Origin of the sequence: Pseudomonas serbiensis, assembly GCF_030580745.1 — a bacterium.
Classification (GTDB): Bacteria; Pseudomonadota; Gammaproteobacteria; order Pseudomonadales; family Pseudomonadaceae; genus Aquipseudomonas; species Aquipseudomonas serbiensis.
Window position 1 is genome coordinate 42,255 of sequence record NZ_JAUQOO010000012.1, and the last position, 26,549, is coordinate 68,803.

Consider the following 26,549-nt stretch of genomic DNA (forward strand, 5'->3'; position numbering starts at 1 on the left):
CCGCGCCTAATTCCAGCCCAAGGCGCTCTGCATGTCTTCCTTGAATCAGGCGCTCAGCGTCGCCCTCGATAACCGTCAAAACCTGCTGGCCGAGCTACATCAGCAAGGGACGGACTGCTATCGCCTGTTTCACGGCAGCCAAGAAGGTGCCAGCGGCTTGACCATCGACCGCTATGGCCCGCAACTGCTGGTACAAAGCTTTCATAACACGCTGGATCTGGACTCGTTGCTTGGGCTGCACGCACTGCTCAATGCCCGGTTGGGCCTGGAAACCTTGCTGGTTTATAACGACCGCTCGCAGGGCAACTCGCGCATCGACCGCCAGGACCCGGTCTACAAGCCTCAAGAGGCCGCGCTGGAGGACCTGATCGGTCACGAGTGGGGCCTGAAATATCGGGTGCGCGGCCGTCATACCGGGCAGGACCCGCTGCTGTTTCTCGACCTGCGCAATACACGCGGCTGGGTCAAGGCGCACAGCAAGGGCAAAAGTGTATTGAACCTGTTTTCCTACACCTGCGGCGTCGGCTTGAGCGCTGCTGCCGGTGGCGCGAGTGAAGTCTGCAATCTGGACTTTGCCGAGAGCAATCTGGCCGTGGGCCGTGAAAACGGCGCCCTCAACCCGCACTTGCCGCCGATGCAATTCATCCAGTCGGATTATTTCCCGGCCATTCGGCAACTGGCAGGCTTGCCGGTCAGTGCCCGTCGCGGGCAAAAACTTCCAGCCTACACAAGACTTGAACAACGTCAGTACGATCTGGTGCTGCTCGACCCGCCAGCCTGGGCGAAAAGCGCCTTCGGCACGGTCGACCTCCTGCGTGACTACCAGAGCCTGCTCAAACCGGCACTCCTGAGCACAGCCGAAGACGGTGTACTGATCTGCTGCAACAACCTGGCAAAAGTCAGCATGGACGATTGGCGAGAGCAGGTTCTGCGTTGCGCAACCAAAGCTGGCCGACCGGTACGTGACTGTCAGGTCATTCAGCCTGCCGCAGACTTCCCTTCACAGGACAATCAGCCTCCGCTCAAAACGCTGATTCTGCAGTTCTGATATCGCCTCGTATTAAAGGAAATTTCCTACGACGCTGGGAGGCTTTGCCTTTTGAACCCAATGGGCGTGCCATACTCCAAGGAGCTCCGAAAGAAAGAGACAAAGCCCCACATGTCCAAAGGATTGAAACGTACTCTTGGCACTTTGCTGGCTGTATTCGTGCTTTACAGCCTGCTGGGCTTTTTCATTCTGCCCGGCATTGCCCTGCGTATCGCCAACCAGCAGTTGAGCAACTACTCCACCGTTCCGGCAAAGCTCGAACGCCTGGAACTCAATCCCTACAGCCTTGAACTGACTCTCTGGGGCCTGAACATCGGCATTCCAGGCAAAGAGCAGATTGCCTTCGAGAAGCTGTATGCCAACCTGCAGATCGACAGCCTCTGGAGCGGAGCGCTGCATCTGCAAAAGGTAGAGCTGAGCACTCCGAGAACCGAGCTGCTGTTCGACAAGGCCGGCCAGTTGAATCTGGCGCAACTGTTCAAGCTGCCGCCCAGTGAACCCGCCAAGGATGAGCCCGCAAGCAAACCCTTCCCGCTGCGTATCGATGAAATAAAGCTGGCCGACGGCTATGTACACTTTCAGGACATGCGCCCCGGCGAGCCCATTGAGTTCCTTTACGACAAGCTGAACCTGGAGCTGAAGAACCTCAGCACGCTCCCTGAAGACAACGCAGACATGACACTGGTCGCCGCTGGCCCCGATGGCGGCCAGATCGACTGGGTGGGGCGCATCAGCCTCGTGCCGATCACCTCCGAGGGCACGCTCAAAGTCACCGACAGCAAGATGAAACTCTGGTGGCCGTATGTTCGCGATGCCCTGCCACTCGTATTGAAAGACGGTGTGCTGAACTTCAGTACCGCCTACACGCTCGACCTGAGCAAGGAAACCGAACTCAAGCTCAGCAACGCAGCGGCCAGCATCGCGCCGTTCTCGCTCGATGCGCCTGACGGGAGGCCACTGGTACGCCTGCAGCGTCTGGAGGTCAGCGAGACTTCGGTGGATCTGGCCAAGCAGCTTGTCACTGTCGGCAAGATCCGCAGCAACAAGCTGGAAACCTGGGCGGCCCGTGAAGCGGATGGCCAACTGGACTGGCAGAAGCTGTTTGCCAGCCAACCGGCAAAACCAGCACCGAAAAAACCGGAAATCGATGCCAAGGCTGCCGAGCCTGCCTCTTCCGCCGATGCCCAACCCCAGACTGCCGCTCGCCCCGCGCCTCCGGCGAAACCCTGGCAGGTGCTGCTACGAGACGTGCAACTGCGCGACTATCAGGTTCATCTGGCTGACCGAGTGCCTGCAGAAGCGGTTGCACTGGACGTCGGCCCCTTGAATCTGGACCTGCAGAACTTCGACAGCCTGAACAAATCGCCCTTTACCCTCAAACTCGATACCGGGCTAGGCAAGCAAGGCAAGCTGACAGCAGCGGGCGACGTCAATCTCAGCCCGGTCAGCGCACGCCTGAAGGTCACGACACGGGACATCGACCTGCGTCTCGCTCAAGCCTATATCAGCCCGTTCATTCGCCTGGAAATGCGCAGCGGGATGCTGGACAGCGATATTGCGCTCGACCTGAAAAGCACCGAGCCTCTGGCACTGGGGGTTACCGGCAAGGCTCAGGTCAATCAACTGCACACGCTCGACACCCTCAAGCAGCGCGACTTCATGAAGTGGCAGCGCCTGGAGGTTGAAGGCCTGAACTATCAACATGGCGACAACCTGTCGATTACCCAGGTCAATCTGGAGCAGCCTTATGCACGCTTCATGATCAATGACGACCGGACCACCAATATCGATGACCTGCTTATTCCCCAGCCTGCCGACAAGCAGCCTGCCAAAGACTCGCCCAAAACAGCTGGCAATGAAAAACCGCTGGGCATCCATATCGGCGAGGTCAACATCAAGGACGGTTCGGCCAACTTCGCCGACTTTACCCTGACACCCAACTTCATCACCGCCGTGCAGCAGCTCAATGGCCGTATTGGCACCATCGATAACCGTCAGGCCAAACCGGCACCGGTCAATGTCGAGGGCAAGGTGGACCGTTATGCCCCGGTCACCATCAAGGGCAGCCTCAACCCGTTCGATCCGATGGCCAGCCTCGATATCGCCACCAGCTTCAAGCGTGTAGAGCTGACCACACTGACGCCCTACTCCGGGAAGTTCGCCGGGTTCCGAATCCGCAAGGGCCGCCTTAATCTCGATCTGCATTACCTGATCACCCAGGGCAAGCTGAAGGCCGAAAACAAGGTGCTCGTCGAGCAGTTGCAACTGGGCGAGAAAGTCGACAGCCCCGACGCGGTGGACTTACCGATTCGTCTGGCGGTCGCCTTGCTCAAGGACACTCAGGGCCGGATTGCACTTGAGCTGCCGGTCGAAGGTGACCTGAACAACCCGCAATTCAGCGTCATGCCGATTGTCTGGCAAACCCTGCGTAATCTTGTGCTGCGCGCGGCCCAGGCGCCCTTCAAGTTATTAGGCGGCCTGGTCAGCGGTGGTGGCTCTGAAGATTTGGGCAATGTGAGTTTCGCGCCCGGTTCCAGCGAGTTGAGCAGTGACGCCACAAAAGCTCTGGATACACTTGCAGCAGCACTCAGGGAGCGCCCTGCCCTGCGTCTGGAGATCGAAGGCACCAGCGCGGCCAGCAGCGACGGCCCACTGATCGCCCAGCAGCGCCTGGAGCGTGAATACCAGTTCACTTACTACAAGATCATGCAGCGCCGTGGCGACAAGGTCCCGGCCAGAGCCGCCTTGTTGCAAGTCCCTGACGACGAGAAAGGCCCGATGCTCGAAGGCATCTATCGCGCCCGCCTCAAGCAGCAGCCACCGGCAGAGTGGACGGACCTGGGCAAGGAAGAGCGCCTGAACAGAATGCGTGCCGCCGTGCTCAAGTTCTGGAGCGGCAACGAGGTCCTGTTGCGTGAACTGGGTCAGGACCGGGCTGGCAGTATCAAGGACTATCTGGTACAGAAGGGGCAACTGGAAGACGAACGTATCTATTTCGTCGATGCACACCTGGGTCAGGCACAAGCAGATGGCCGGGTTATCAGCCCACTTCATCTGGACAGCGAGTAAACGACTTGAAGAGAAACCCGATCAGCCTTGCCGGCTTCATCCTGCTGGCGCTCTCTGGAGCGCTGGCGGCGACAAGCGCACAGGCTTCGACCTTGCGTTGCGGCAGCCAGTTGATCAGTACGGGGGACCGGATCTTCGAGGTTCAGCAGAAGTGCGGAACACCTGTCAGCCAGGAAGTTGTGGGCAGCAAGGAAACCTACAGCAGCAACTACCGCAGGTCCGAGGAAGTGAGAGTCGAGGAATGGGTCTACGGCCCCGATAACGGGATGTATCGATACCTGCGCTTCGAGGGTGGTCGTCTGGTCAGGATCGACAGCAAACGCGGACATTGAGCGGCAGAAATAGAACAGGCCCCAGTGCGAACACCGGGGCCTGTAATGGCCACATCCTTGTAGCCTCTCGCATGAACTTCCTGTCAGCCGACAACCTGCGGGGTCATCGGCTCGACGTCAGATGCTCATTTCAAAGGGTTATTCAGCCTTCAGGCCATCGGCCGAAACAGCCTGAACGCCTTTGATTTTCTTGGTGATAGCCACAGCAGTTTTCTTCTGGGCTTCAGTCACCGCGACGGTGGAGGACAGGGAAACCACGCCTTTATTGGTTTCAACCTTGATGTCCGAGCCTGGGATGCCTTTTTCAGTCAGCAAGTCAGCTTTGACCTTGGTGGTGATCCAGGTATCGGTAGTCGCTTCCTTGGCCTCAGTCACTTCACCGGCAGCCAGCATCATTGGAGCCTGGGTGTTGGTCTGAGCGAATGCAGCGTTAGCCATGGTCAGAGTCAGGGCAGTTGCAGTGGCAGCAGCGATAGCGAACTTCTTCATACGATAACTCCTGTTTTTCTCAGAAACTGCAGCACATCGTTGGCTGCAGGGTTATCAGGTATATCGCAAGGGGTGTGCCAATCTGCCACAAGAAATAAAATCGTTTAAATTCAATGAGTTATATTTTTATCTATTTTGCACGATCGTGCAGATTGCCCGTTCGACCAAAAACCTCACTTGCAAGATGCATGTTCCCGTCGGGCGTTTTGAGAGGCTTTGCGTAAGCCGTTATTTACGCTCATAAAAAAAGGATCCCGAAGGATCCTTTCTTTGGCGAAGCCTATCGAGCTATCAAACGCCCGACGCTTTTGCAGCGGCTACGTCTTTGATCGACAGCTTGATACGGCCGCGGTTGTCCACGTCCAGTACCAGAACTTCAACTTCCTGACCTTCTTTCAGGATATCGGTCACTTTCTCTACGCGAGCATCGCTCAGCATGGAGATGTGAACCAGACCGTCCTTGCCAGGCAGGATGTTCACGAATGCGCCGAAGTCGACGATACGCTCAACCTTACCGACGTAGATCTTGCCGATTTCCGCCTCGGCGGTGATACCCAGAACGCGCTGACGTGCTGCTTCAGCCGCTTCCTTGGTTTCGCCGAAGATCTTGATCGAGCCGTCGTCTTCGATGTCGATCGAAGCCTTGGTCTCTTCACAGATTGCACGGATGGTCGCGCCGCCTTTACCGATGACGTCACGGATCTTGTCGGTGTCGATCTTCATGGCGATCATGGTCGGAGCGTTGGCCGACAGTTCGGTACGCGACTGACCAATGATCTGGTTCATCTGGCCGAGGATGTTCAGGCGAGCTTCCAGGGCCTGGCCCAGGGCGATCTCCATGATTTCTTCGGTGATGCCTTTGATCTTGATGTCCATCTGCAGCGCGGTAACACCTTTGGAGGTACCGGCTACCTTGAAGTCCATGTCGCCCAGGTGATCTTCATCACCCAGGATGTCGGTCAGAACTGCGAATTTCTCGCCTTCCTTGACCAGACCCATGGCGATACCGGCAACAGGAGCCTTCATCGGCACACCGGCATCCATCAGAGCCAGGGAGGCACCGCAGACCGAAGCCATGGAGCTGGAACCGTTGGACTCGGTGATTTCCGATACGACACGGATGGTGTACGGGAACACGTCAGTCTCAGGCAGCATGGCCTGAACGCTGCGACGAGCCAGACGGCCGTGACCGATTTCACGACGACCAGCGCCACCCATGCGGCCACACTCGCCTACCGAGAACGGAGGGAAGTTGTAGTGCAGCATGAAGGGGTCTTTCTTCTCGCCTTCGAGGGTGTCCAGCAGCTGTGCGTCACGCGCAGTACCCAGAGTAGCGACGACCAGAGCCTGGGTTTCGCCACGGGTGAACAGTGCAGAACCGTGAGTCTTCGGCAGAACGCCCACTTCGATGTTCAGAGGGCGAACGGTGCGGGTGTCACGGCCATCGATACGAGGCTTGCCGTTGACGATGTTCTCACGCACTGTGCGGTATTCGATTTCACCGAAAGCGGCTTTGACTTCACCGGCAGACGGGCTGCCTTCTTCAACAGCCAGCTTGGCAACGACCTGGTCACGCAGCTCGCCCAGACGCGCATAGCGGTCGGCTTTGACAGTGATGGTGTAAGCCTGGGAGATCGCGTCGCCGAACTCGGAACGGATCGCGCCCAGCAGGTCAGTGGCTTCAGGCTTTGGCTGCCAGTCCCAGACAGGCTTGGCGGCTTCGGCGGCCAGCTCCTTGACGGCATTGATCACGACCTGGAATTCGTCGTGGGCGAACAGAACGGCACCCAGCATCTGGTCTTCGGTCAGCTCACGGGCTTCGGACTCAACCATCAGAACGGCTTCGGAAGTACCGGCTACAACCATGTCCAGGCTCGAAGCCTGCAGTTGCTCGTAAGTCGGGTTCAGCAGGTAGCCGGTGCTTTCGTGGAAAGCAACACGGGCAGCGCCGACAGGGCCGTCGAACGGAATGCCGGAGATGGCCAGGGCAGCCGAAGTACCGATCATCGCAGCGATGTCCGGATCGGTTTTCTTGCTGGTGGAAACCACGGTGCAGACAACCTGCACTTCGTTCATGAAGCCTTCTGGAAACAACGGACGAATCGGACGGTCGATCAGACGCGAAGTCAGGGTTTCTTTCTCGGAAGGACGACCTTCACGCTTGAAGAAACCACCAGGGATCTTGCCGGCAGCGTAGGTTTTTTCCTGATAGTGCACGGACAGCGGGAAGAAGCCTTTGCTTGCATCGGCGTTCTTGGCGCCGACCACTGTCACCAATACGCTGACGTCATCGTCAACGGTGACCAATACTGCGCCGGAAGCCTGACGGGCGATGCGGCCAGTCTCCAGGGTTACGGTCGATTGACCGAACTGAAATTTCTTGATTACCGGGTTCACGGTTTCCTACCTTTTCTGTGGCTCTTGGGGAACTGGTTTCTTGCGAATTCTTGGGCAGCGAGGGGAATCGGACCCTTCGGCAGTCCAGATAAAACTAGAGGCTGGAAGCCTGCCAGAACCATCGGTATACCGATGAATCGTGACAGACAACCAACCTCTCGCAACGTCGTTATTAGCGACGCAGACCCAGACGACCGATCAGGGCGCTGTAACGGCTAACGTCCTTACCTTTCAGGTAATCCAGCAGCTTGCGACGCTGGTTTACCATACGGATCAGACCACGACGCGAGTGGTGGTCCTTACCGTTGGCCTTGAAGTGGCCTTGCAGTTTGTTGATGTTGGCGGTCAGCAGTGCAACTTGCACTTCTGGCGAACCAGTGTCACCAACAGCTTGCTGGTAGTCGGTTACGATCTGAGCTTTTTCTTCAACGCTGAGTGCCATGTGGGCAATCCTTCAGTAAAGGAGCCGCTTCCGGGGAAGACGGTTCCAACAGGCCGGGGACAAACCCCGTATTAAAAAATGAGATGTGACCGTGCCTGTTGACAGCCACCCTCGTTCCAGGCTGCCTGCATGCAGCCAGCCTGGTTCCGGTCATTCTGACCGAATCAGACGACGCGGCGCTATACGCCCGTCTTCGCTTACTTCACCGATACCGATGAAGCGACCTTCATGATCCTGCACCCGAACCATGCCGAACTTCGGCGCATCCGGTGCTCTTACCGGCTGACCATGCAGCCAGTAGAAAGAACTGTGTTCCGAAAACTTCAACAGTGGCCAATGTAGCAGACCGCTGTCCGATGGCATCAGAAAACGGTCAACCGCTTCGTTGCCACCGTCGGCGTGTACCTGCTCAAGCTCTTCGAGCGTGACCGTCTGGCTCAGGTTGAAAGGCCCGGCCTGGGTACGACGCAGTTCGGCTACATAGGCACCACAGCCCAGTTTCTCACCAATATCCTCGACCAGGGTCCGGATATAAGTGCCTTTGCTGCAATCGACCGAAAGACGCGCAGTCTCGGACTCGCTAGACAGCAATTCCAGGCGCGCAATAGTAACAGAACGAGGCTCGCGCTCCACTACTTCCCCGGCACGGGCCAGCTTGTAAAGAGGCTGGCCATCACGCTTGAGGGCCGAGTACATAGGAGGTATCTGGCTGATTTGACCGCGAAAAGCAGGCAACACCGCTTCGATATCTTCGCGACCAACGGTCACCGGGCGAGTCTGTAACACTTCGCCTTCAGAGTCTGCCGTGGTGGTGGTCTTGCCCAGTTGCATCAGCGTCTCGTAGGACTTGTCCGAATCGAGCAGGTACTGAGAGAACTTGGTGGCTTCACCAAAGCACAACGGCAACACACCTGTCGCCAAAGGATCGAGGCTGCCGGTATGCCCGGCCTTTTCGGCATTGAGCAACCAGCGCACCTTTTGCAGGGCCGCATTGGAAGTAAAGCCCAGAGGCTTGTCGAGCAGAATGATACCGCTGACGTTTCGGCGTATACGCTTGACCTGAGCCACGCCTTACTCCTCGGTACTGTCCGGCTTCACGCCTTGTGGCGCGGAACCTTCCTGATGTTGTCCGTCTTCGGCCACTGCACGCTCGATCAATGCCGAGAGATGTGCGCCACGAGCCACGCTTTCGTCGTAGTGGAAATGCAACTGCGGCACGCTGCGCAGTTTCATTTCACGGGCCAGCTGCATGCGCAGAAAGCCTGCGGCGGAGTTGAGCACCTTGATGCTCTGCGCGATTTCCTCGGCGCTGTCCTGGCCCATTACGGTCATGAAAATCTTGGCGTGACCGACATCACGACTGACATCGACAGCAGTGATGGTGACCAGACCCACACGTGGGTCCTTGATTTCGCGGCGGATCAACTGCGCCAGTTCGCGCTGCATCTGATCGCCAATTCGTTGGGTACGGCTATATTCTTTTGCCATGGTTTGCTACCTGTTACTGACTCGGGACCAAACCCTGACAGTCTGAAAGCGGCAAACGCCCGGCCTGACAATTGCCAGACCGGGCGTTGCGTTTAGAGCCCATGACAGAGGCTGAGGCATTTGCATGCCTCGTTCTGCCATGGCTCCTACAGCTCGCGACTTAAAGGCTGCGAGCAACCTGGACCTTCTCGAAGACTTCGATCTTGTCACCGACCTTGACGTCGTTGTAGCTCTTGACGCCGATACCGCATTCCATGCCGGCACGAACTTCAGAAGCATCGTCCTTGAAGCGACGCAGGGATTCCAGCTCGCCTTCAAAGATAACGATGTCGTCGCGCAGAACGCGGATTGGACGGTTACGGTGAACGACACCTTCAATAACCATACAACCTGCAATCGCGCCGAACTTCGGCGAGCGGAACACGTCACGCACTTCGGCGATACCGAGGATGTTCTCGCGAACATCGCTGCCCAGCATACCGGTCAGTGCTTTCTTGACGTCTTCGATGATGTCGTAGATCACGTTGTAGTAACGCATATCCAGACCTTCCTGCTCGACGATCTTGCGAGCGCCGGCATCGGCACGCACGTTGAAGCCGAACAGTACAGCGTTGGAGGCCAGTGCCAGGTTGGCGTCGCTCTCGGTGATACCACCGACACCGCCACCGACAACACGCACTTGCACTTCGTCGTTACCCAGGCCGCCCAGGGCGCCCTGCAGTGCTTCCAGCGAACCACGGACGTCGGATTTGAGGACGATGTTAAGCGTCTTCTTCTCTTCCTGACCCATGTTCTCGAAGATGTTTTCCAGCTTGCCAGCATGAGCGCGAGCCAGTTTGACTTCACGGAACTTGCCTTGACGGAACAGAGCGACCTCACGGGCCTTCTTCTCGTCAGCCAGTACGCTCATCTCGTCGCCAGCGTCCGGCGTGCCATCCAGACCGAGGATCTCGACCGGAATCGACGGGCCAGCCTCTTTTACAGGCTTGCCGTTCTCGTCGAGCATGGCGCGGATACGACCGAAGTTCGAGCCGACCAGAACCATGTCGCCCTGACGCAGAGTACCGTCCTGAACCAGAACGGTCGCAACCGGGCCGCGGCCTTTGTCCAGACGGGATTCAACGACAACACCACGGCCAGGAGCCGATGGAGTGGCCTTGAGTTCCAGAACTTCAGCCTGCAGCAGGACCGCTTCGAGCAGTTCGTCGACGCCGGTACCCATTTTCGCGGAAACAGGAACGAAAGGCGTATCACCGCCCCACTCTTCGGAAGTCACGCCATGGACCGACAGTTCGCTGCGGATGCGATCGAGGTCAGCGCCCGGCTTGTCAATCTTGTTCACTGCAACAACCAGCGGCACGCCAGCAGCTACGGCATGCTGAACGGCTTCGATGGTTTGCGGCATCACGCCGTCGTCTGCTGCAACAACCAGGATGACGATATCGGTCGCCTTGGCACCACGGGCACGCATTGCGGTAAACGCGGCGTGACCAGGGGTGTCGAGGAAGGTGACCATGCCGCGTTCGGTTTCAACGTGGTAGGCACCGATGTGCTGGGTGATACCGCCGGCTTCGCCAGCAGCAACCTTGGCACGACGGATATAGTCGAGCAGGGAAGTCTTACCGTGGTCAACGTGGCCCATTACGGTCACGACCGGAGCACGGGAGAACGTCTCACCTACGAATTTCAGCGATTCAGCCAGGGAGTCTTCCAAGGCGTTGTCGCTGACCAGCGTGACCTTGTGGCCCAGCTCTTCGGCGATCAACTGGGCAGTTTCCTGATCCAGTACCTGGTTGATGGTCACCGGAGTGCCCAGCTTGAACATGAACTTGATGACTTCAGCTGCCTTGACGGACATCTGTGCCGACAGTTCGCCAACAGTGATCGTCTCGCCGATGGCAACGTCACGAATAACCGGACCGGTTGGGTTCTGGAAACCGTGGGCATTGCGTTTCTTCAGCTTGGACTTGCCACGACCACCACGACGGAAACCATCGCTTTCTTCGTCGGTAGTACGAGGAGCAACGCGAACAGCCGGTGCCTTCTCTTTTACCGAAGCACGATGCGGGGCGTTCTTGCGCTCGCCGTCGCCGCCACGAGAGTTGCGATCATCGCCACGGGTCTTGTCCGGACGACGCTGATCGTCACGCTTGCGAACTTCGACAACAGGCGCAGCAGGTGCGGATGTTGGCGCAGGTGCCGCAGGGGCAGCAGGCGCTTCACGTACTGGCTCGGCAGCAGCCACAGGGGCTGGCGCAGGAGCAGCTTCTGCAACGACCGGTTGAGCAGCAGGCTGGCGACGCGCTTCTTCTTCGGCGCGGCGCTTGGCTTCTTCTTCAGCCTTTTGACGGGCGGCATTTTCTACCGCACGGCGTTCGTCCAGCTCACGCTTGCGCTCGGCTTCGATTTCTTCCGGGCTGCGTTGCACGAAAACTTTCTTCTTGCGCACTTCAACGCTGATGCTTTTGCTGCCAGCAACGCGCAAGGTGCTCGTGGTCTTGCGCTGCAAGGTAATCTTGCGCGGCTCTTCCACTTTAGCCTTGTGGCTGCTTTTCAAGTGAGTCAGCAACGATTGCTTTTCACTGTCGGTCACATGTTCCTCGGCGGCGGTGTGCGGCAGACCTGCCTCACGCATCTGCTGCAGCAGGCGCTCTACCGGTGTTTTGACCTCATCGGCCAGTTGTTTCACCGTGACTTGCGTCATGCACTTCTCTCCTCAGGCCGCGCCTGTTACTCGAACCAATGGGCTCGGGCGGCCATGATCAACTTGCCGGCACGATCATCGTCAATGCCGTCGATGTCGAGCAGGTCATCTATAGACTGCTCGGCCAGGTCTTCGCGGGTAATTACGCCGCGCACCGCCAGTTCCATCGCCAAATCCTTGTCCATACCCTCAAGCGAGAGCAGGTCTTCGGCCGGATGGGCGTCTGCCAGCTTTTCCTCAGTAGCGATGGCTTTAGTCAACAAGCGATCCTTGGCACGAGCGCGAAGCTCGTTGACGGTTTCTTCGTCAAAGCCATCGATGTTGAGCATTTCTTCCAGCGGTACGTAGGCAATCTCTTCCAGGCTTGTGAAGCCTTCATCAACCAGCACCTGCGCCAGATCTTCGTCGACTTCCAGCTCTTCGATGAAGTTGCGCAGAATGTCACCGGTCTCTGCCTGCTGCTTGGCCTGGATGTCCGATTCGGTCATCACGTTCAGGGTCCAGCCAGTCAACTGACTCGCCAGACGCACGTTCTGACCGCCACGACCAATGGCCTGAGCCAGGTTGTCCGCACCAACAGCGATATCCATTGCATGGGCATCTTCATCGACGATGATTGCCGCCACTTCTGCAGGGGACATTGCGTTGATCACGAACTGCGCCGGGTTATCGTCCCAGAGCACGATATCCACACGCTCGCCACCCAACTCGCCGGATACGGCCTGAACACGCGAACCGCGCATGCCGATGCAGGCGCCTTGCGGGTCGATTCGTTTGTCCTTGGAGCGAACAGCGATCTTTGCACGAGAACCCGGGTCACGGGAGGCAGCCATCACCTCGATCAGACCTTCGGCAATTTCCGGTACTTCGATACGGAAAAGCTCGATCAGCATTTCTGGCGCAGTACGCGACAGAATCAGCTGAGGGCCACGGTTTTCAGTGCGGATTTCTTTCAGCAGAGCCCGCAGACGCACACCTACCCGGAAAGTTTCCCGGGAGATGATGTCTTCGCGAGCCAGCAATGCTTCGGCATTGTTGCCCAGGTCAACGATGACATTGTCACGTGTAACCTTTTTAACAGTACCGGAAATGATTTCGCCCAGACGCTCGCGATAGGCATCGACCACCTGAGCACGCTCGGCTTCACGAACCTTTTGCACAATGACTTGCTTGGCGGTCTGCGCAGCAATACGACCGAACTCGATGGACTCGATCTTCTCTTCGATCAGATCGCCAGCGACAGCACCCGGCTTTTTAGCCTGGGCCTGGTCTACAGCCAACTCGTAGGCCGGATCGTCCAGATCTTCGTCTTCGACCACAGTCCAGCGACGGAACGTCTCGTAGTTCCCGGTGTGGCGGTTGATTTCCACACGCAGCTCAACTTCATCTTCGAAACGCTTCTTGGTAGCAGTGGCAAGAGCCAGCTCCAACGCTTCAAAAATCACTCCTGCCGGAACGCCCTTTTCATTGGACACCGACTCAACAACCAGCAGTACTTCTTTGCTCATCGTACGCCTCGCCTTTCGCAAGCCATTGGATCCGCGGGATCCGCAGTATCTGGCACGTCTCAGTCAAACGTGGGAATAATGTTGGCTTTGTCGATCAAGTCGATCGGCAACAGGTACTCGTGATCTTCTACATGCACCACGACATCCTGCTCCTCCACCCCGCGGAGAAGGCCTTGAAAGTTGCGTCGACCATCGAATGGCGAGCGCAGCTTTATTTTCACTTGTTCCCCAGCGTGCAAAGCAAACTGTTCAAGAGTGAACAGCGGGCGATCCATGCCGGGAGAAGACACTTCAAGCGTGTATTCAGCACTGATGGGATCTTCAACATCCAAAACACCGCTGACCTGGCGACTGACTATTTCGCAGTCCTCCACCAGAACGCCGCCTTCTTTGTCGATATAAATACGCAGCAGTGAATGTCGGCCCTGGGAAAGAAATTCAATTCCCCAGCATTGATAGCCAAGAGCCTCGACCACCGGGGCCAACAAGGCCTGCAACTGTTCTAGCTTGCTCGACACCTGAACCCCCTCGTGCATGCTTTAGAAATAAAAAAATGGGCTAAAGCCCATCATGAAAACGCCGCTGAACATTGGCGTTATGTACTGTCCAGCTAACAAAAAGCCCCTAGAATAGGGGCTTCGCGAAACTGGTTGCGGGGGCTGGATTTGAACCAACGACCTTCGGGTTATGAGCCCGACGAGCTACCAGACTGCTCCACCCCGCGACAAAGCTGGGGCGGAAGTATACGACCGATCCCTTAAAGGGTCAATCCAACATCCACCTACAAGAAAGCCCGCTAGTGCGGGCTATCCTGCTTAATTGGTACCGAGAAGGGGACTCGAACCCCTACACCCTATGGGCACAACCACCTCAAGGTTGCGTGTCTACCAATTCCACCACCTCGGCATTACAACTCTTTTTGGCGACCTCAACAAACATCGCCGAATTCTTTTTTACTTCTGCTCTGGAGCTTGAGGTACGTCAGCTGGAACTACCGCTGGCTTTTGCCCTTCGAGCACCGGAACATCATCTGCTGCCGGTTTTTGTTTCACTTCCAATACCGCTGGATTTGGTAAACCTACTTCAGTCAGCCCTTGAGCTTTCTCTTTAGCAAAGTAACCTAACCCCAAGCTGGTTATGAAAAAAGCTGCGGCGAGTATAGCAGTAAACTTACTAAGAAAGGTAGAGGTTCCTTGCCCTCCGAACACAGTATTTGATGCACCTGCTCCGAAAGACGCACCGGCGTCCGCACCTTTACCCTGCTGCAGCAATACCAGGACAACAACGCCCAGAGCGCCCAGCAGATGAAAAACGACTACGACTGTTTCCAGCATTTTTTCAGTTTCCCGCGGCGCGACAGATCGCACCGAACTCATCTGCATTCAGGGAAGCTCCACCAATGAGCCCCCCATCGATATCCGGCATGCTGAACAACTCGACCGCATTGGCCGCCTTCACGCTGCCGCCATAAAGAAGACGCACGCCTTGTGCGACTTCGGAATTCTCTTTCGCCAGCTGCGCGCGAATAGCTGCGTGCACGTCCTGCGCCTGCTGAGGCGAGGCTGTCAGCCCGGTACCAATGGCCCAGACCGGCTCGTAAGCGATTACCGCATCAACAAATGCACCGATGCCAAACTCGGCGATGATGCTATCGAGCTGCTGCCCGACAACTTCCAGCGTCTGACCCGCTTCGCGCTGCTCAAGGGTTTCCCCTACACACAACACCGGTATCAGGCCGCTCGCCTGAATCGCCGCAAACTTGCGATTGAGAACATCATCCTGCTCACCAATCAATTGGCGGCGCTCGGAGTGCCCAACCAGTACAAACCTGCAACCCGCATCAGCAAGCTGACTCGACGCTATCTCGCCTGTCAGCGCACCTTGTGCTGCCTGTATCGCAGCATCCTGGGCACCAACGGCGATGGACTGGCCCTTGAGCCCTTCAACCGCCTGAGCGATGTAGAGACTCGGAGGCATAACCGCGATATCAACATCGCTTGGCAGAACCTGCCCGGCAAGCCCGTCGATCAGCTCAGCGACGCTGGCGCGGGTACCGTGCATCTTCCAGTTACCAGCTACCATAGGGCGACGCATGCTACACCTCGTCGGTCAAAGTGGGCGCAGATGTTACCCAACACTTTCAACACTGGCAAGCCAAAATCAGGCGCAAACTTCAGCAACAAGCTTCGCCAGCTCATCGGCATAGTTTCTGACCTGAGTTTCGTCCTCACCCTCGACCATGACCCGCACCAATGGCTCGGTGCCAGACTTGCGCAGCAAGACGCGACCACGCCCCGCCATTTCCGCCGTAACACGGGCACAGGCTTCCTGTACCGACGGATGGGAAACCGGATCTACACCACCGCCAAAGCGCACATTGACCAATACCTGAGGGCATTTGCGCAGCGCCTGACGAATCTCGCACAGGCTGACACCCCGACGACGCAAGGCAAGCAGCACCTGCAAGGCAGCAATAATCGCATCCCCCGTCGTGGTGTGCTGGAAGCAGACGATATGCCCGGAGTTTTCACCGCCGATCTGCCAGTCGCGCTCCAGCAGCTCGGCAATCACATAGCGGTCACCGACATTGGCCCGCACGAATGGAATGTTCTTCTCGGCAAGCGCCAGCTCAAGCCCCAGGTTGCTCATCAGGGTACCGACCACGCCACCCTGCAAACGACCACGCTCCTGCAGATCACAGGCAATGATGTACAGAAGCTCGTCGCCATCGACGATCGCCCCCGTATGATCAACCATCAGAACCCGGTCGCCATCGCCATCGAATGCGATCCCCAGATCAGCCTTTTCAGACACCACGGCAGCCTGCAACGCTTCCATGTGGGTGGAACCGCAATCCTTGTTGATATTGAGCCCATCAGGTTGCGCCGACAGCACAACGACCTGCGCGCCCAATTCACGGAAAACGTTGGGGGCCACTTTATAGGTAGCGCCGTGTGCGCAGTCGATCACCAGCTTCAGGCCGGCAAAACTGGTACTGGTCGGCACACTGCTTTTACAGAATTCGATATAACGTCCGGCCGCATCGTTGATACGCGAAACCTTGCCGAGCTTTTCGGATTCGGCCACGGTCATCGGCGTATCCAGCAGTTCTTCAATCATCTTCTCGATCTCGTCAGGCAGCTTGGTGCCCTTGCCCGAGAAGAACTTGATGCCGTTGTCGTAATGCGGATTGTGGGAGGCACTGATAACAATGCCCGCCTCGGCATGAAAGGTGCGGGTCAGATACGCGATAGCCGGTGTAGGCATCGGGCCAAGCAGCATGACATCCGCCCCGGCAGCCGAAATACCGGCCTCCAGCGCAGACTCGAACATGTAACCGGAGATGCGCGTGTCCTTGCCGACTAGAATCCTGCAGGCGCCCATTCGACGAAATGCCATGCCGGCAGCCCAGCCGAGCTTGAGCATGAACTCAGGCGTGATTGGAAACTGTCCTACCCGGCCACGAATACCGTCAGTTCCGAAATACTTTCTTGTAGTCATAAATGCTGCTCCGCAGTTTCTTACTCAGCCGATTCGACAGCTGCAATCATGCGCACCACATCAGCCGTTTCGGCGACGTCGTGCACACGTAGAATTCGAGCCCCTTTGGTCATCGCCAAAGCGGCCAATGCCAGGCCTCCATACAACCGCTCCCCGACAGGACGCTCCAGCACGGCACCGATCATGCTTTTGCGCGAAACCCCGACCAGTAACGGTCGCCCAAGAGAATGCAGGGCCTGCATATGCTTGAACAGACTCAGGTTGTGATCCAGCGTCTTGGCGAAACCGAAGCCGGGATCAAGGATGATCCGGTCACGCTCGATACCTGCCGCCGCACACTGATTCATCCGCTCAAGCAGAAAAGCGCTGACCTCACCCAGCAGGTCGGTGTAACGCGGGTCATCCTGCATATTGCCCGGCTCGCCGAGCATGTGCATCAGACAGACCGGCAGACCTGTCTGAGCGGCAGCCGCCAGGGCACCCGGGCGACCCAATGAACGCACATCATTGATAAGCCCCGCACCGAGACGAGCCGTTTCGAGCATGACTTCAGGCGTGGAGGTATCAACCGAAACAATAACGTCCAGTTCGCGGCCGATAGCTTCTACCACCGGCGCAACCCGTTCAAGCTCTTCAGCAGGAGAAACAGGAGGCGCACCAGGACGAGTTGACTCGCCACCGACATCAATCAGAGTCGCACCCGCCAGAACCATGCCCTCGGCATGACGCAAGGCTGCATCAAGCTGGCTGTAACGGCCGCCATCCGAGAATGAATCTGGAGTTGCATTGAGGATGCCCATCACGTGCGTACGGGCCAAATCAAGAACCCGGTTGCCGCAAGGCAACCGGGTCGGGTACAGCGTAGATGTCATGTCAGACCTTAATGTTCAGCAGCAGGACCGCCGATAGGGGCTTCCGGGCGGGCATCCGTAACAGGCGTGCCTTTGGTACCCGAACCGCCTTCCCAGTCTCGCGGCTCACGCGGAGGTCGGCCCGCCATGATGTCATCGATCTGGTCGGCGTCGATAGTCTCATATTTCATGAGCGCCTCCGCCATCGCATCGAGCTTGTCACGGTTATCGGTGAGAAGCTGCTTGGCGGTGTTATAGCTGTGATCGATGATACTGCGAACTTCCAGATCGATCAGCTTGGCTGTATCACCGGAGAAACTCGAATTCTGGCTGGCACCACGGCCCAGGAAGCCTGAATCCTCATCTTCCGAATACATCAACGGACCGAGCTTTTCCGACAACCCCCACTTGGTCACCATGTTCCGGGCAATCTGACTTGCACGCATGATGTCGTTGGAAGCACCGGTGGTTACACCATCAAAGCCCAGCGTCATTTCCTCAGCGATACGACCGCCGTACAAGGAGCAGATCTGGCTGACCAGAGCGCGCTTGGACAGGCTGTAGCGATCTTCTTCCGGCAGGAACATGGTCACACCAAGGGCACGACCGCGTGGAATGATCGAGACCTTGTAGACCGGATCATGCTCAGGCACCAGCCGACCAACGATAGCGTGACCCGCTTCGTGATAGGCAGTGTTCTGTTTTTCCTTCTCGGACATGACCATGCTCTTGCGCTCGGCGCCCATCATGATCTTGTCTTTGGCCAGCTCGAACTCTTTCATTTCAACGATGCGCTTGCCGGCACGGGCTGCGAACAGGGAAGCCTCGTTGACCAGGTTGGCAAGGTCAGCACCCGAGAAGCCCGGAGTACCACGAGCGATGACCGCAGGATTCACATCCTCGCCCATCGGGACTTTACGCATGTGAACCTTGAGAATCTGCTCACGACCACGAATATCCGGCAGACCTACAACGACCTGGCGGTCGAAACGGCCTGGACGCAGCAATGCAGGATCCAGTACGTCAGGACGGTTGGTAGCGGCGATGACAATGATGCCATCGTTCATTTCAAAGCCATCCATCTCGACCAGCAACTGGTTGAGGGTCTGCTCACGCTCATCATGACCGCCACCCATGCCGGCGCCACGATGGCGACCCACGGCATCGATCTCGTCGATGAAGATGATGCATGGCGCGTGCTTCTTGGCCTGCTCGAACATGTCACGGACGCGGCTTGCACCAACACCCACGAACATTTCCACGAAGTCGGAACCGGAAATGGTGAAGAATGGCACTTTCGCTTCGCCGGCAATCGCCTTGGCAAGCAGGGTCTTACCAGTACCTGGAGGACCGACCATCAGCACGCCGCGAGGAATACGACCGCCCAGACGCTGGAACTTACCCGGATCGCGGAGGAACTCGACCAGTTCGCCTACTTCTTCCTTGGCCTCGTCACAACCTGCCACATCGGCCAGAGTCGTCTTGACCTGATCTTCGGAAAGCAGGCGCGCCTTGCTCTTGCCGAAGCTCATCGGACCGCCCTTGCCTCCCGCACCACCTTGCATCTGGCGCATGAAGAACATGAACACGGCAATGATGACCAGAATCGGGAAGCTGGCGACCAGCAACTGGGTCCAGATGCTCTGCTGCTCAGGCTGCTTGCCTTCGACAACCACATTGTTATCGACCAGATCACCAATCAGACCATTGTCCGCAATGGCGGGACGAATGGTCTTGAAGGTGTCGCCATCACTGCGCTTGCCCGTGATCACGGCGCCGTCCACGGAAACCTTCTCGACCTTGCCATCCTTGACCTGCTGGATGAACTCGGAGTAGTTGAGGGTCTGCGGCTCGTTCGGGCTGGAGAAGTTGTTCATCACCGTCACCAGGACAGCCGCGATGATCAACCACAGGATCAAATTCTTTGCCATATCGTTCAATTAGCTACCCTCTGAAGCAAGCTCCACGCAGGAAGCGTGCCTCGCATGATATTCACCGGCCTAACTTACTACAGAACCTACAGATGTGGCAGGCACCGTCTGTAACCCTTTGTGAAACTTTGACTGCATGATGGTCATACATGCGCCATCAGCATAGCCATTTGAAAAAAGCTATCGACCACCTTCAAAGACGCTCATCGCTTGCAGCACCTTCGACTGCGCGAAAACCGCGAGCCAGCAGGTATTGCTCACGAGACCTGTCTCGCGACGACAACGGCTTGCGCATCTGCACCTTGTCGAAAAGCTTGCGGATATCCTTGTGGTACACATCAAAGCCCTCGCCCTGGAAGACCTTGATCAGGAAATCACCACCCGGTCGCAAGACCCGACCGGCAAGATCCAGTGCCAACTCGCAGAGGAACATTGCACGCGGCATGTCCACTGCACTCAATCCACTCATATTGGGGGCCATATCGGAAATCACAAGGTCTACCTGTGTATTGCCGACAGCTTCCAGGATTTGAGCGAGAACCGCGTCCTCGGTGAAGTCCCCTTTGATGAAGGTCACATCGGGGATGCTGTCCATATCAAGGATATCGGACGCGATCAGGCGACCCTGACCACCAATCAGACGACTGGTCACCTGAGACCACCCCCCCGGAGCCGCCCCAAGGTCAATGACCGTCATGCCTGGACGGATGATCTTGTCCTTCTCCTGGATCTCCAGAAGCTTGTAGCTGGCACGGGAACGGTAACCGTCCTTTTGCGCCATTTTGACGTATTTGTCATCAAAGTGTTCTTTGAGCCAGTTATGGCTTGTCTTGGAACGGGCCACGGGGCACCTCAAAAATAAAACGAGTCGTGATTAACTGGGCGGTCCCGGACTCGCTCGGGTAAACTGGCCGCCGCTTTTTTACAAGATCAGACGCAGGGGTCAGATTATGCCGCTCACTCAAGAGCAGAAGAAACAATACAAATCCATTGGCCACCATCTGAAACCAGTATTGATCGTGGCTGACAATGGTTTGACTGAAGGTGTGCTCGCCGAACTTGAACGCGCACTGAGCGATCACGAGCTGATCAAGATCAAGCTCAACATCCTCGATCGCGAAAGCCGCCTCCAGACCATCGCAGAGCTCTGCAAGGCCGGTTCAGCGGACCTTGTGCAGGTCATCGGCAAAATGGCGTTGATCTATCGCAAGAACCCAAAGGTAAACAAGCAATTGTCCAACGTCCACCGCGCAAGCTGATTTAAAAAGCCAGGGCGCCTTCAGCGCGCCCTGATGCTCCTTCCCGGTACAGGCTGCAAGACCAGCAACAAGCCGCTCAACGCCAACACCAGATAACTCAGCAACTGCCAATGCAGAGCATCGGCAAACCAGTGCCGGAGCACGTAATAAGCCGCTGACGACATCAATGCAACCGAAAGCAATTGCCCGCGAAAATCCCGCCAGACACTTGCCAACCGCTCGAACCGGACAAGAAGCACCAATTGAAGTAACGCACAGGCCGCTGCAAAACTTACCAGCAAAGCACTGGCGCGATTGGCAAACTGGTCGATGAACAACGGTGCAAGGCCTGTCTGATCAAGCACAGCCAATGTCGCCAGATGCAGCAGGACCAGCCCGCCTACCCACAAGGTCTGGGCAAGCTGCCAGATAATTGCGCCCGCAGGAAACGGGCGCACCCCATCAAACGTGACGGACTTCAATGATCTCGTACTCGATCACACCGCTAGGCGTTTTCACCGCCACCACATCACCCTCTTCCTTGGCAATCAAGGCGCGAGCGATAGGCGAACCGACGGAAATCTTGCCCAGTTTGATATCGGCCTCATCCTCACCAACGATCTGATAGGTAACAGATTCGTCGGTTTCAACGTTGGCGATCTGGACAGTCGTACCGAAAATCACCTTCCCTGTATGAGGAATGGTGGTGACATCGATGATGACCGCATTCTGCATACGGCCTTCGATATCCCGGATACGCGCCTCAACCATACCCTGCTGCTCGCGGGCAGCATGGTATTCGGCGTTTTCCTTGAGGTCGCCCAGCTCGCGCGCAGTACCGATGTCCTGGCTGAGCTTGGGACGAACCACCTTGGTCAGATGCGTCAACTCTTCTTCCAGGGCGCGAGCGCCCTGGACAGTCATTGGGTATTTGATCATGCCTTCAATCCTGCATGTAGATCCTGCAAGCGCCGCACGGTCTTTTCAGGACCGAACTTGAGCGCTTCGCAGATGGCCTCGCCTGCAGCAATAGTAGTGGTGCAGTAAATCTTGTGCTGCAAGGCGTTACGACGAATGGAGTAAGAATCGGCGATGGACTGACGGCCTTCGGTGGTGTTGATGATCAGAGTGACTTCGTCATTCTTGATCATGTCGACCACGTGAGGACGGCCTTCAGTCACCTTGTTGACACGACGGACCTTCAAGCCCGCAGCTTCGATCAGCTTCGCCGTACCGGCGGTCGCCACGATCTCGAAACCGAGGTTGATCAGATCGCGGGCAACACCAGCAACCAGTGGCTTGTCGTCATTGCGCACGCTGATGAACGCAGTGCCGCCTGTCGGCAGAATCTCGCTGGCGCCCACCTGAGCCTTGGCAAAGGCTTCACCGAAGGTATCGCCCACGCCCATGACTTCACCGGTCGACTTCATCTCTGGGCCGAGGATCGGGTCAACACCCGGGAACTTGGCGAACGGGAAGACCGCTTCTTTCACGCTGTAGAAGTTCGGAATGATTTCCTTGGTGAAACCCAGCTCTTTCAGGGTTTTGCCTGCCATGACGCGGGCAGCGATCATGGCCAGGGAAACACCGATGCACTTGGACACGAAAGGCACGGTACGCGATGCACGCGGGTTCACTTCGATGACGTAGATGTCTTCGCCTTGCAGCGCCAACTGAACGTTCATCAAGCCGACAACACCCAGCTCAAGGGCCATCTTCTTGACCTGCTCGCGCATCTCGTCCTGGATGTGAGCCGGCAGCGAGTAAGGCGGCAGCGAACATGCGGAGTCACCGGAGTGAACGCCTGCCTGCTCGATGTGCTGCATGATCGCGCCGATGACGACATCGGTTCCGTCGCAGACTGCATCGACGTCCATTTCGATTGCGCAGTTCAGGAAGTGGTCCAGCAATACCGGGCTGTCGTTGGAAACCTGAACGGCTTCACGCAGGTAACGCTTGAGTTCTTCTTCCTGGTAGACGATTTCCATCGCCCGGCCGCCCAGTACGTAGGACGGACGCACAACCAGCGGGTAACCGATTTTTGCGGCAGCACGAATGGCTTCGTCTTCGCTGCGCACAGTCGCGTTTGGCGGCTGACGCAGGTTCAGGCGCTCAACCATCTGCTGGAAGCGCTCACGGTCTTCTGCACGGTCGATAGCGTCAGGGCTGGTGCCGATGATCGGCACGCCAGCTGCTTCCAGGGCACGAGCCAGTTTCAGAGGAGTCTGGCCGCCGTACTGGACGATCACGCCTTTAGGCTTCTCGACGCGCACGATTTCCAGAACGTCTTCCAGAGTCACAGGCTCGAAGTACAGACGGTCGGAGGTGTCGTAGTCGGTCGATACGGTTTCCGGGTTGCAGTTGACCATGATGGTCTCGTACCCGTCTTCGCGCAGCGCCAGAGCCGCGTGTACGCAGCAGTAGTCGAACTCGATGCCCTGACCGATACGGTTAGGACCGCCACCCAGAATCATGATCTTGTCGCGGGTCGACGGGTTGGCCTCGCACTCTTCTTCGTACGTCGAGTACAGATAAGCAGTGTCGGTGGCGAACTCGGCAGCGCAGGTGTCGACGCGCTTGTAGACCGGGAACACTTCCAGCTTCTGGCGATGAGTGCGCAGGTTCTTCTCGGTAACGCCCAGCAGCTTGGCCAGACGCGCATCGGAGAAGCCCTTGCGCTTGAGGCGGAACATCAGGTCACGGTCGATTGCCGAAAGACCCAGTGTCTTGACCTTCTCCTCTTCCTTGATCAGATCTTCGATCTGCACCAGGAACCAAGGGTCGATCATGTTCATGCCGAAGATTTCTTCGACAGTCAGGCCTGCGCGGAAAGCATCGGCGACGTACCAGATACGCTCGGCACCCGGAACAGTCAGCTCACGCTTGAGCGTGCTCATGCTGTCTGGGTCAGCCAGGTCCAGCTTTGGATCAAGACCGCAGACACCGACTTCCAGGCCACGCAGGGCTTTCTGCAGGGACTCCTGGAAGGTACGGCCGATGGCCATGACTTCGCCGACCGACTTCATCTGGGTAGTCAGGCGGGCATCAGCCTTGGAGAACTTCTCGAAGGCGAAACGTGGCAGCTTGGTGACAACGTAGTCGATGGACGGCTCGAAGGACGCCGGGGTCTTGCCACCGGTGATGTCGTTCTGCAATTCGTCGAGGGTGTAGCCGACTGCCAGCTTGGCAGCAACCTTGGCAATCGGGAAACCGGTAGCCTTGGAAGCCAGAGCGGAGGAACGCGAAACACGCGGGTTCATCTCGATCACGACCATGCGGCCAGTGTCCGGGCAGATACCGAACTGCACGTTGGATCCGCCGGTTTCGACACCGATCTCGCGCAGTACAGCCAGGGAGGCGTTACGCAGGATCTGGTATTCCTTGTCCGTCAGGGTCTGTGCAGGCGCAACAGTGATCGAGTCACCGGTGTGCACGCCCATCGGGTCGAAGTTTTCGATGGAGCAGACGATGATGCAGTTGTCCTTTTTATCGCGGACAACTTCCATTTCGTACTCTTTCCAGCCGATCAGCGATTCGTCGATCAGCAGCTCCTTGGTCGGAGAAAGGTCCAGACCACGGGCGCAGATTTCCTCGAACTCTTCACGGTTGTAAGCGATGCCGCCACCGGTGCCGCCCATGGTGAAGGACGGACGGATGATGCAAGGGAAGCCCAGCTTCTCGAGAACGGCGTTGGCTTCCTCCATGGAGTGGGCAATACCGGAGCGCGGGCATTCCAGACCGATGGATTTCATGGCCTTGTCGAAACGCGAACGGTCTTCGGCCTTGTCGATGGTGTCGGCATTGGCACCGATCATTTCAACGCCGAACTTCTCCAGAACGCCTTCGCGCTCCAGATCCAGTGCGCAGTTCAGTGCAGTCTGGCCGCCCATGGTAGGCAGTACTGCATCCGGGCGCTCTTTTTCGATGATCTTGGCAACGGTCTGCCACTTGATCGGCTCGATGTAAGTGGCGTCAGCCATGGCCGGGTCGGTCATGATGGTCGCAGGGTTGGAGTTAACCAGAATGACGCGGTAACCCTCTTCGCGCAGAGCCTTGCAGGCCTGGGCGCCGGAGTAGTCGAATTCACAGGCCTGACCGATCACGATAGGACCGGCGCCGAGAATCAGGATGCTTTTAATATCTGTACGTTTTGGCATGGGGTTGTCACTCAAATCCGTAGGTCAGTCGGCAAGCCGTCTTGAACATTTCTTTGCGGTGACCTGGGTGGCGACAACCGGACTCGCTGTCCGGGGCCACCCTGGGCACCTGCTTACTACATTCTCAAGGCAGCCGGTCAGCGTCGCTTGGCCATGGCTTCGATAAAGCGGTCAAACAGGGGAGCCACGTCATTCGGACCCGGGCTTGCTTCAGGGTGACCCTGGAAGCTGAAGGCGCTCTTGTCCGTGCGCTCGATCCCTTGCAGGGTGCCGTCAAACAGCGACTTGTGGATAGCGCGAACGTTGCTCGGCAGAGTCGATTCATCAACCGCAAAACCGTGGTTCTGGCTGGTGATCATGACGACGCCGGTGTCCAGATCCTGGACCGGGTGGTTGGCACCGTGGTGGCCGTGACCCATTTTTACTGTCTTGGCACCGGAAGCCAGAGCCAGCAACTGGTGACCCAGGCAGATACCGAAAACCGGAATCTCGGTTTCCAGGACTTCCTTGATAGCCTTGATGGCGTAGTCACATGGCTCAGGGTCGCCTGGGCCGTTGGACAGGAAAACACCGTCCGGGCTGTAGGCAAGTACATCGCTGGCAGGCGTTTGCGCTGGAACCACGGTGACGCGGCAGCCGCGCTCGACCAGCATGCGCAGGATGTTGACCTTGACGCCGTAGTCGTAGGCCACGACATGGTACGGCAGCTCGGCAGCTGCGATTTCAGGATGGCTGTCGGTCTTCAGGCTCCAGACGCTGGAGCGCCACTCGTAGCTTTCCTTGGTGCTGACCACTTTGGCCAGGTCCATGCCCTTGAGGCCAGGGAAACCGCGAGCCGCTTCGATTGCAGCCTCTTCGGAAATGTTGTCACCGGCGATGATGCAGCCGTTCTGAGCACCTTTCTCACGCAGGATGCGGGTCAGGCGACGAGTATCGATACCCGCGATGGCAACGACATTGTTGGCCTTGAGGTATTCGTCCAGGGGCTGCTTGTTACGCCAGTTGCTGGATACCAGTGGCAGGTCACGAATCACCAGACCTGCGGACCATACGCGATTGGACTCGGCGTCTTCAGGCGTGGTGCCTGTGTTGCCGATGTGCGGGTAGGTCAGAGTAACGATTTGCTGGGCATAGGAAGGATCGGTAAGGATTTCCTGATAGCCGGTCATTGCGGTGTTGAACACCACCTCACCAACGGTCTGACCGTCGGCTCCAATGGCTTCGCCGCGAAAAATGCTGCCATCAGCAAGGGCGAGTATGGCTGGCTTAGTCAAGAAGACCTCCCGTAAATAAAGCCTGAAAGGGCGTTCGCAGGTTGCAAAAAAGCGGAATGACGTAGATACGTCACCCCGCTTTCTTATCGAATCATCTGCGCGCTTTTAGTGGACACACTA

Annotated in this window: 22 protein-coding genes and 2 tRNA genes; 4 read left to right on the plus strand and 20 right to left on the minus strand. The window is 57.3% G+C overall.

Annotated features, from left to right (window positions below; all coding sequences use genetic code 11):
- Positions 1 to 31: 31 nt before the first annotated feature.
- From Q6A51_RS16285 to Q6A51_RS16295, 3 genes are read left to right on the plus strand one after another with little or no spacing between them, the layout of a single operon-like run.
- The gene (locus Q6A51_RS16285; RefSeq protein WP_304575271.1) at positions 32 to 1,048 is read left to right on the plus strand and encodes a class I SAM-dependent rRNA methyltransferase; all 1,017 of its coding nucleotides are present in this window, start codon (positions 32 to 34) and stop codon (positions 1,046 to 1,048) included.
- A 60-nt stretch (positions 1,049 to 1,108) separates the two neighbouring features.
- Positions 1,109 to 4,117 (plus strand): DUF748 domain-containing protein, encoded by a 3,009-nt coding sequence (locus tag Q6A51_RS16290; RefSeq protein WP_458296245.1) that lies wholly within the window; start codon positions 1,109 to 1,111, stop codon positions 4,115 to 4,117.
- A 5-nt stretch (positions 4,118 to 4,122) separates the two neighbouring features.
- Positions 4,123 to 4,449 (plus strand): DUF2845 domain-containing protein, encoded by a 327-nt coding sequence (locus Q6A51_RS16295; RefSeq protein WP_304575273.1) that lies wholly within the window; start codon positions 4,123 to 4,125, stop codon positions 4,447 to 4,449.
- Between the two features lie 138 nt (positions 4,450 to 4,587).
- On the opposite strand, the gene Q6A51_RS16300 is transcribed toward Q6A51_RS16295, so the two are convergent.
- The 16 genes from Q6A51_RS16300 to rlmE all read right to left on the minus strand — a co-directional run bounded on the left by Q6A51_RS16300 (position 4,588) and on the right by rlmE (position 20,604).
- Positions 4,588 to 4,938 (minus strand): BON domain-containing protein, encoded by a 351-nt coding sequence (locus Q6A51_RS16300; RefSeq protein WP_201020537.1) that lies wholly within the window; start codon positions 4,936 to 4,938, stop codon positions 4,588 to 4,590.
- Between the two features lie 291 nt (positions 4,939 to 5,229).
- A complete protein-coding gene (gene pnp / locus Q6A51_RS16305; protein WP_201020538.1) occupies positions 5,230 to 7,335 on the minus strand; it encodes a polyribonucleotide nucleotidyltransferase in 2,106 nt (701 codons plus the stop codon).
- A 172-nt stretch (positions 7,336 to 7,507) separates the two neighbouring features.
- Positions 7,508 to 7,777 (minus strand): 30S ribosomal protein S15, encoded by a 270-nt coding sequence (rpsO, locus tag Q6A51_RS16310; RefSeq protein WP_002555121.1) that lies wholly within the window; start codon positions 7,775 to 7,777, stop codon positions 7,508 to 7,510.
- A gap of 150 nt (positions 7,778 to 7,927) precedes the next feature.
- Positions 7,928 to 8,845 (minus strand): tRNA pseudouridine(55) synthase TruB, encoded by a 918-nt coding sequence (truB, locus tag Q6A51_RS16315; protein WP_201005505.1) that lies wholly within the window; start codon positions 8,843 to 8,845, stop codon positions 7,928 to 7,930.
- A 3-nt stretch (positions 8,846 to 8,848) separates the two neighbouring features.
- Positions 8,849 to 9,265: a 30S ribosome-binding factor RbfA gene (gene rbfA, locus Q6A51_RS16320; RefSeq protein WP_201005506.1), complete on the minus strand. Its 417-nt coding sequence runs from the start codon at positions 9,263 to 9,265 to the stop codon at positions 8,849 to 8,851.
- A gap of 160 nt (positions 9,266 to 9,425) precedes the next feature.
- Positions 9,426 to 11,969, minus strand: coding sequence for a translation initiation factor IF-2 (gene infB / locus Q6A51_RS16325; RefSeq protein ID WP_201020540.1), 2,544 nt, complete (start codon positions 11,967 to 11,969; stop codon positions 9,426 to 9,428).
- Between the two features lie 26 nt (positions 11,970 to 11,995).
- Entirely contained in the window at positions 11,996 to 13,477 is a 1,482-nt protein-coding gene (gene nusA, locus Q6A51_RS16330; RefSeq protein WP_201005510.1) for a transcription termination factor NusA, read from the minus strand.
- 59 nt (positions 13,478 to 13,536) lie between these two features.
- The gene (gene rimP / locus Q6A51_RS16335; RefSeq protein ID WP_162880526.1) at positions 13,537 to 13,995 is read right to left on the minus strand and encodes a ribosome maturation factor RimP; all 459 of its coding nucleotides are present in this window, start codon (positions 13,993 to 13,995) and stop codon (positions 13,537 to 13,539) included.
- A 129-nt stretch (positions 13,996 to 14,124) separates the two neighbouring features.
- A tRNA-Met gene (locus tag Q6A51_RS16340) sits at positions 14,125 to 14,201 on the minus strand.
- Positions 14,202 to 14,297: 96 nt separating this feature from the next.
- Positions 14,298 to 14,383: transfer RNA gene (locus Q6A51_RS16345), tRNA-Leu, on the minus strand.
- Positions 14,384 to 14,430: 47 nt separating this feature from the next.
- Complete coding sequence (secG, locus tag Q6A51_RS16350; protein WP_201005512.1) at positions 14,431 to 14,811, minus strand: preprotein translocase subunit SecG; 381 nt, start codon at positions 14,809 to 14,811, stop codon at positions 14,431 to 14,433.
- Positions 14,812 to 14,815: 4 nt separating this feature from the next.
- Positions 14,816 to 15,571 carry a triose-phosphate isomerase gene (gene tpiA, locus Q6A51_RS16355; protein ID WP_201005514.1) on the minus strand — a complete coding sequence of 252 codons (756 nt, stop codon included), beginning with the start codon at positions 15,569 to 15,571 and terminating at the stop codon, positions 14,816 to 14,818.
- Positions 15,572 to 15,637: 66 nt separating this feature from the next.
- On the minus strand, positions 15,638 to 16,978 hold the full coding sequence (gene glmM, locus Q6A51_RS16360; protein WP_304575274.1) for a phosphoglucosamine mutase: 1,341 nt from the start codon (positions 16,976 to 16,978) through the stop codon (positions 15,638 to 15,640).
- Positions 16,979 to 16,998: 20 nt separating this feature from the next.
- Positions 16,999 to 17,850: a dihydropteroate synthase gene (gene folP / locus Q6A51_RS16365; RefSeq protein WP_304575275.1), complete on the minus strand. Its 852-nt coding sequence runs from the start codon at positions 17,848 to 17,850 to the stop codon at positions 16,999 to 17,001.
- Between the two features lie 8 nt (positions 17,851 to 17,858).
- Complete coding sequence (ftsH, locus tag Q6A51_RS16370) at positions 17,859 to 19,760, minus strand: ATP-dependent zinc metalloprotease FtsH (RefSeq protein WP_201005520.1); 1,902 nt, start codon at positions 19,758 to 19,760, stop codon at positions 17,859 to 17,861.
- Positions 19,761 to 19,953: 193 nt separating this feature from the next.
- The gene (gene rlmE / locus Q6A51_RS16375) at positions 19,954 to 20,604 is read right to left on the minus strand and encodes a 23S rRNA (uridine(2552)-2'-O)-methyltransferase RlmE (protein ID WP_201020543.1); all 651 of its coding nucleotides are present in this window, start codon (positions 20,602 to 20,604) and stop codon (positions 19,954 to 19,956) included.
- Between the two features lie 106 nt (positions 20,605 to 20,710).
- Between rlmE and Q6A51_RS16380 the strand changes: the two genes are divergently transcribed.
- Positions 20,711 to 21,019: a YhbY family RNA-binding protein gene (locus tag Q6A51_RS16380; protein ID WP_025258493.1), complete on the plus strand. Its 309-nt coding sequence runs from the start codon at positions 20,711 to 20,713 to the stop codon at positions 21,017 to 21,019.
- 20 nt (positions 21,020 to 21,039) lie between these two features.
- Here the strand turns inward: Q6A51_RS16380 and Q6A51_RS16385 are convergent, their stop codons facing one another.
- The 4 genes from Q6A51_RS16385 to carA form a co-directional block, all read right to left on the minus strand.
- Complete coding sequence (locus Q6A51_RS16385; RefSeq protein WP_201005666.1) at positions 21,040 to 21,432, minus strand: MFS transporter; 393 nt, start codon at positions 21,430 to 21,432, stop codon at positions 21,040 to 21,042.
- A gap of 28 nt (positions 21,433 to 21,460) precedes the next feature.
- The gene (greA, locus tag Q6A51_RS16390) at positions 21,461 to 21,937 is read right to left on the minus strand and encodes a transcription elongation factor GreA (RefSeq protein ID WP_201020544.1); all 477 of its coding nucleotides are present in this window, start codon (positions 21,935 to 21,937) and stop codon (positions 21,461 to 21,463) included.
- On the minus strand, positions 21,934 to 25,155 hold the full coding sequence (gene carB / locus Q6A51_RS16395; RefSeq protein WP_201005534.1) for a carbamoyl-phosphate synthase large subunit: 3,222 nt from the start codon (positions 25,153 to 25,155) through the stop codon (positions 21,934 to 21,936). Before carB ends, greA begins: the two co-directional genes overlap by 4 nt.
- Before the next feature lie 137 nt (positions 25,156 to 25,292).
- A complete protein-coding gene (gene carA, locus Q6A51_RS16400) occupies positions 25,293 to 26,429 on the minus strand; it encodes a glutamine-hydrolyzing carbamoyl-phosphate synthase small subunit (RefSeq protein ID WP_201005540.1) in 1,137 nt (378 codons plus the stop codon).
- Positions 26,430 to 26,549: the final 120 nt, after the last annotated feature.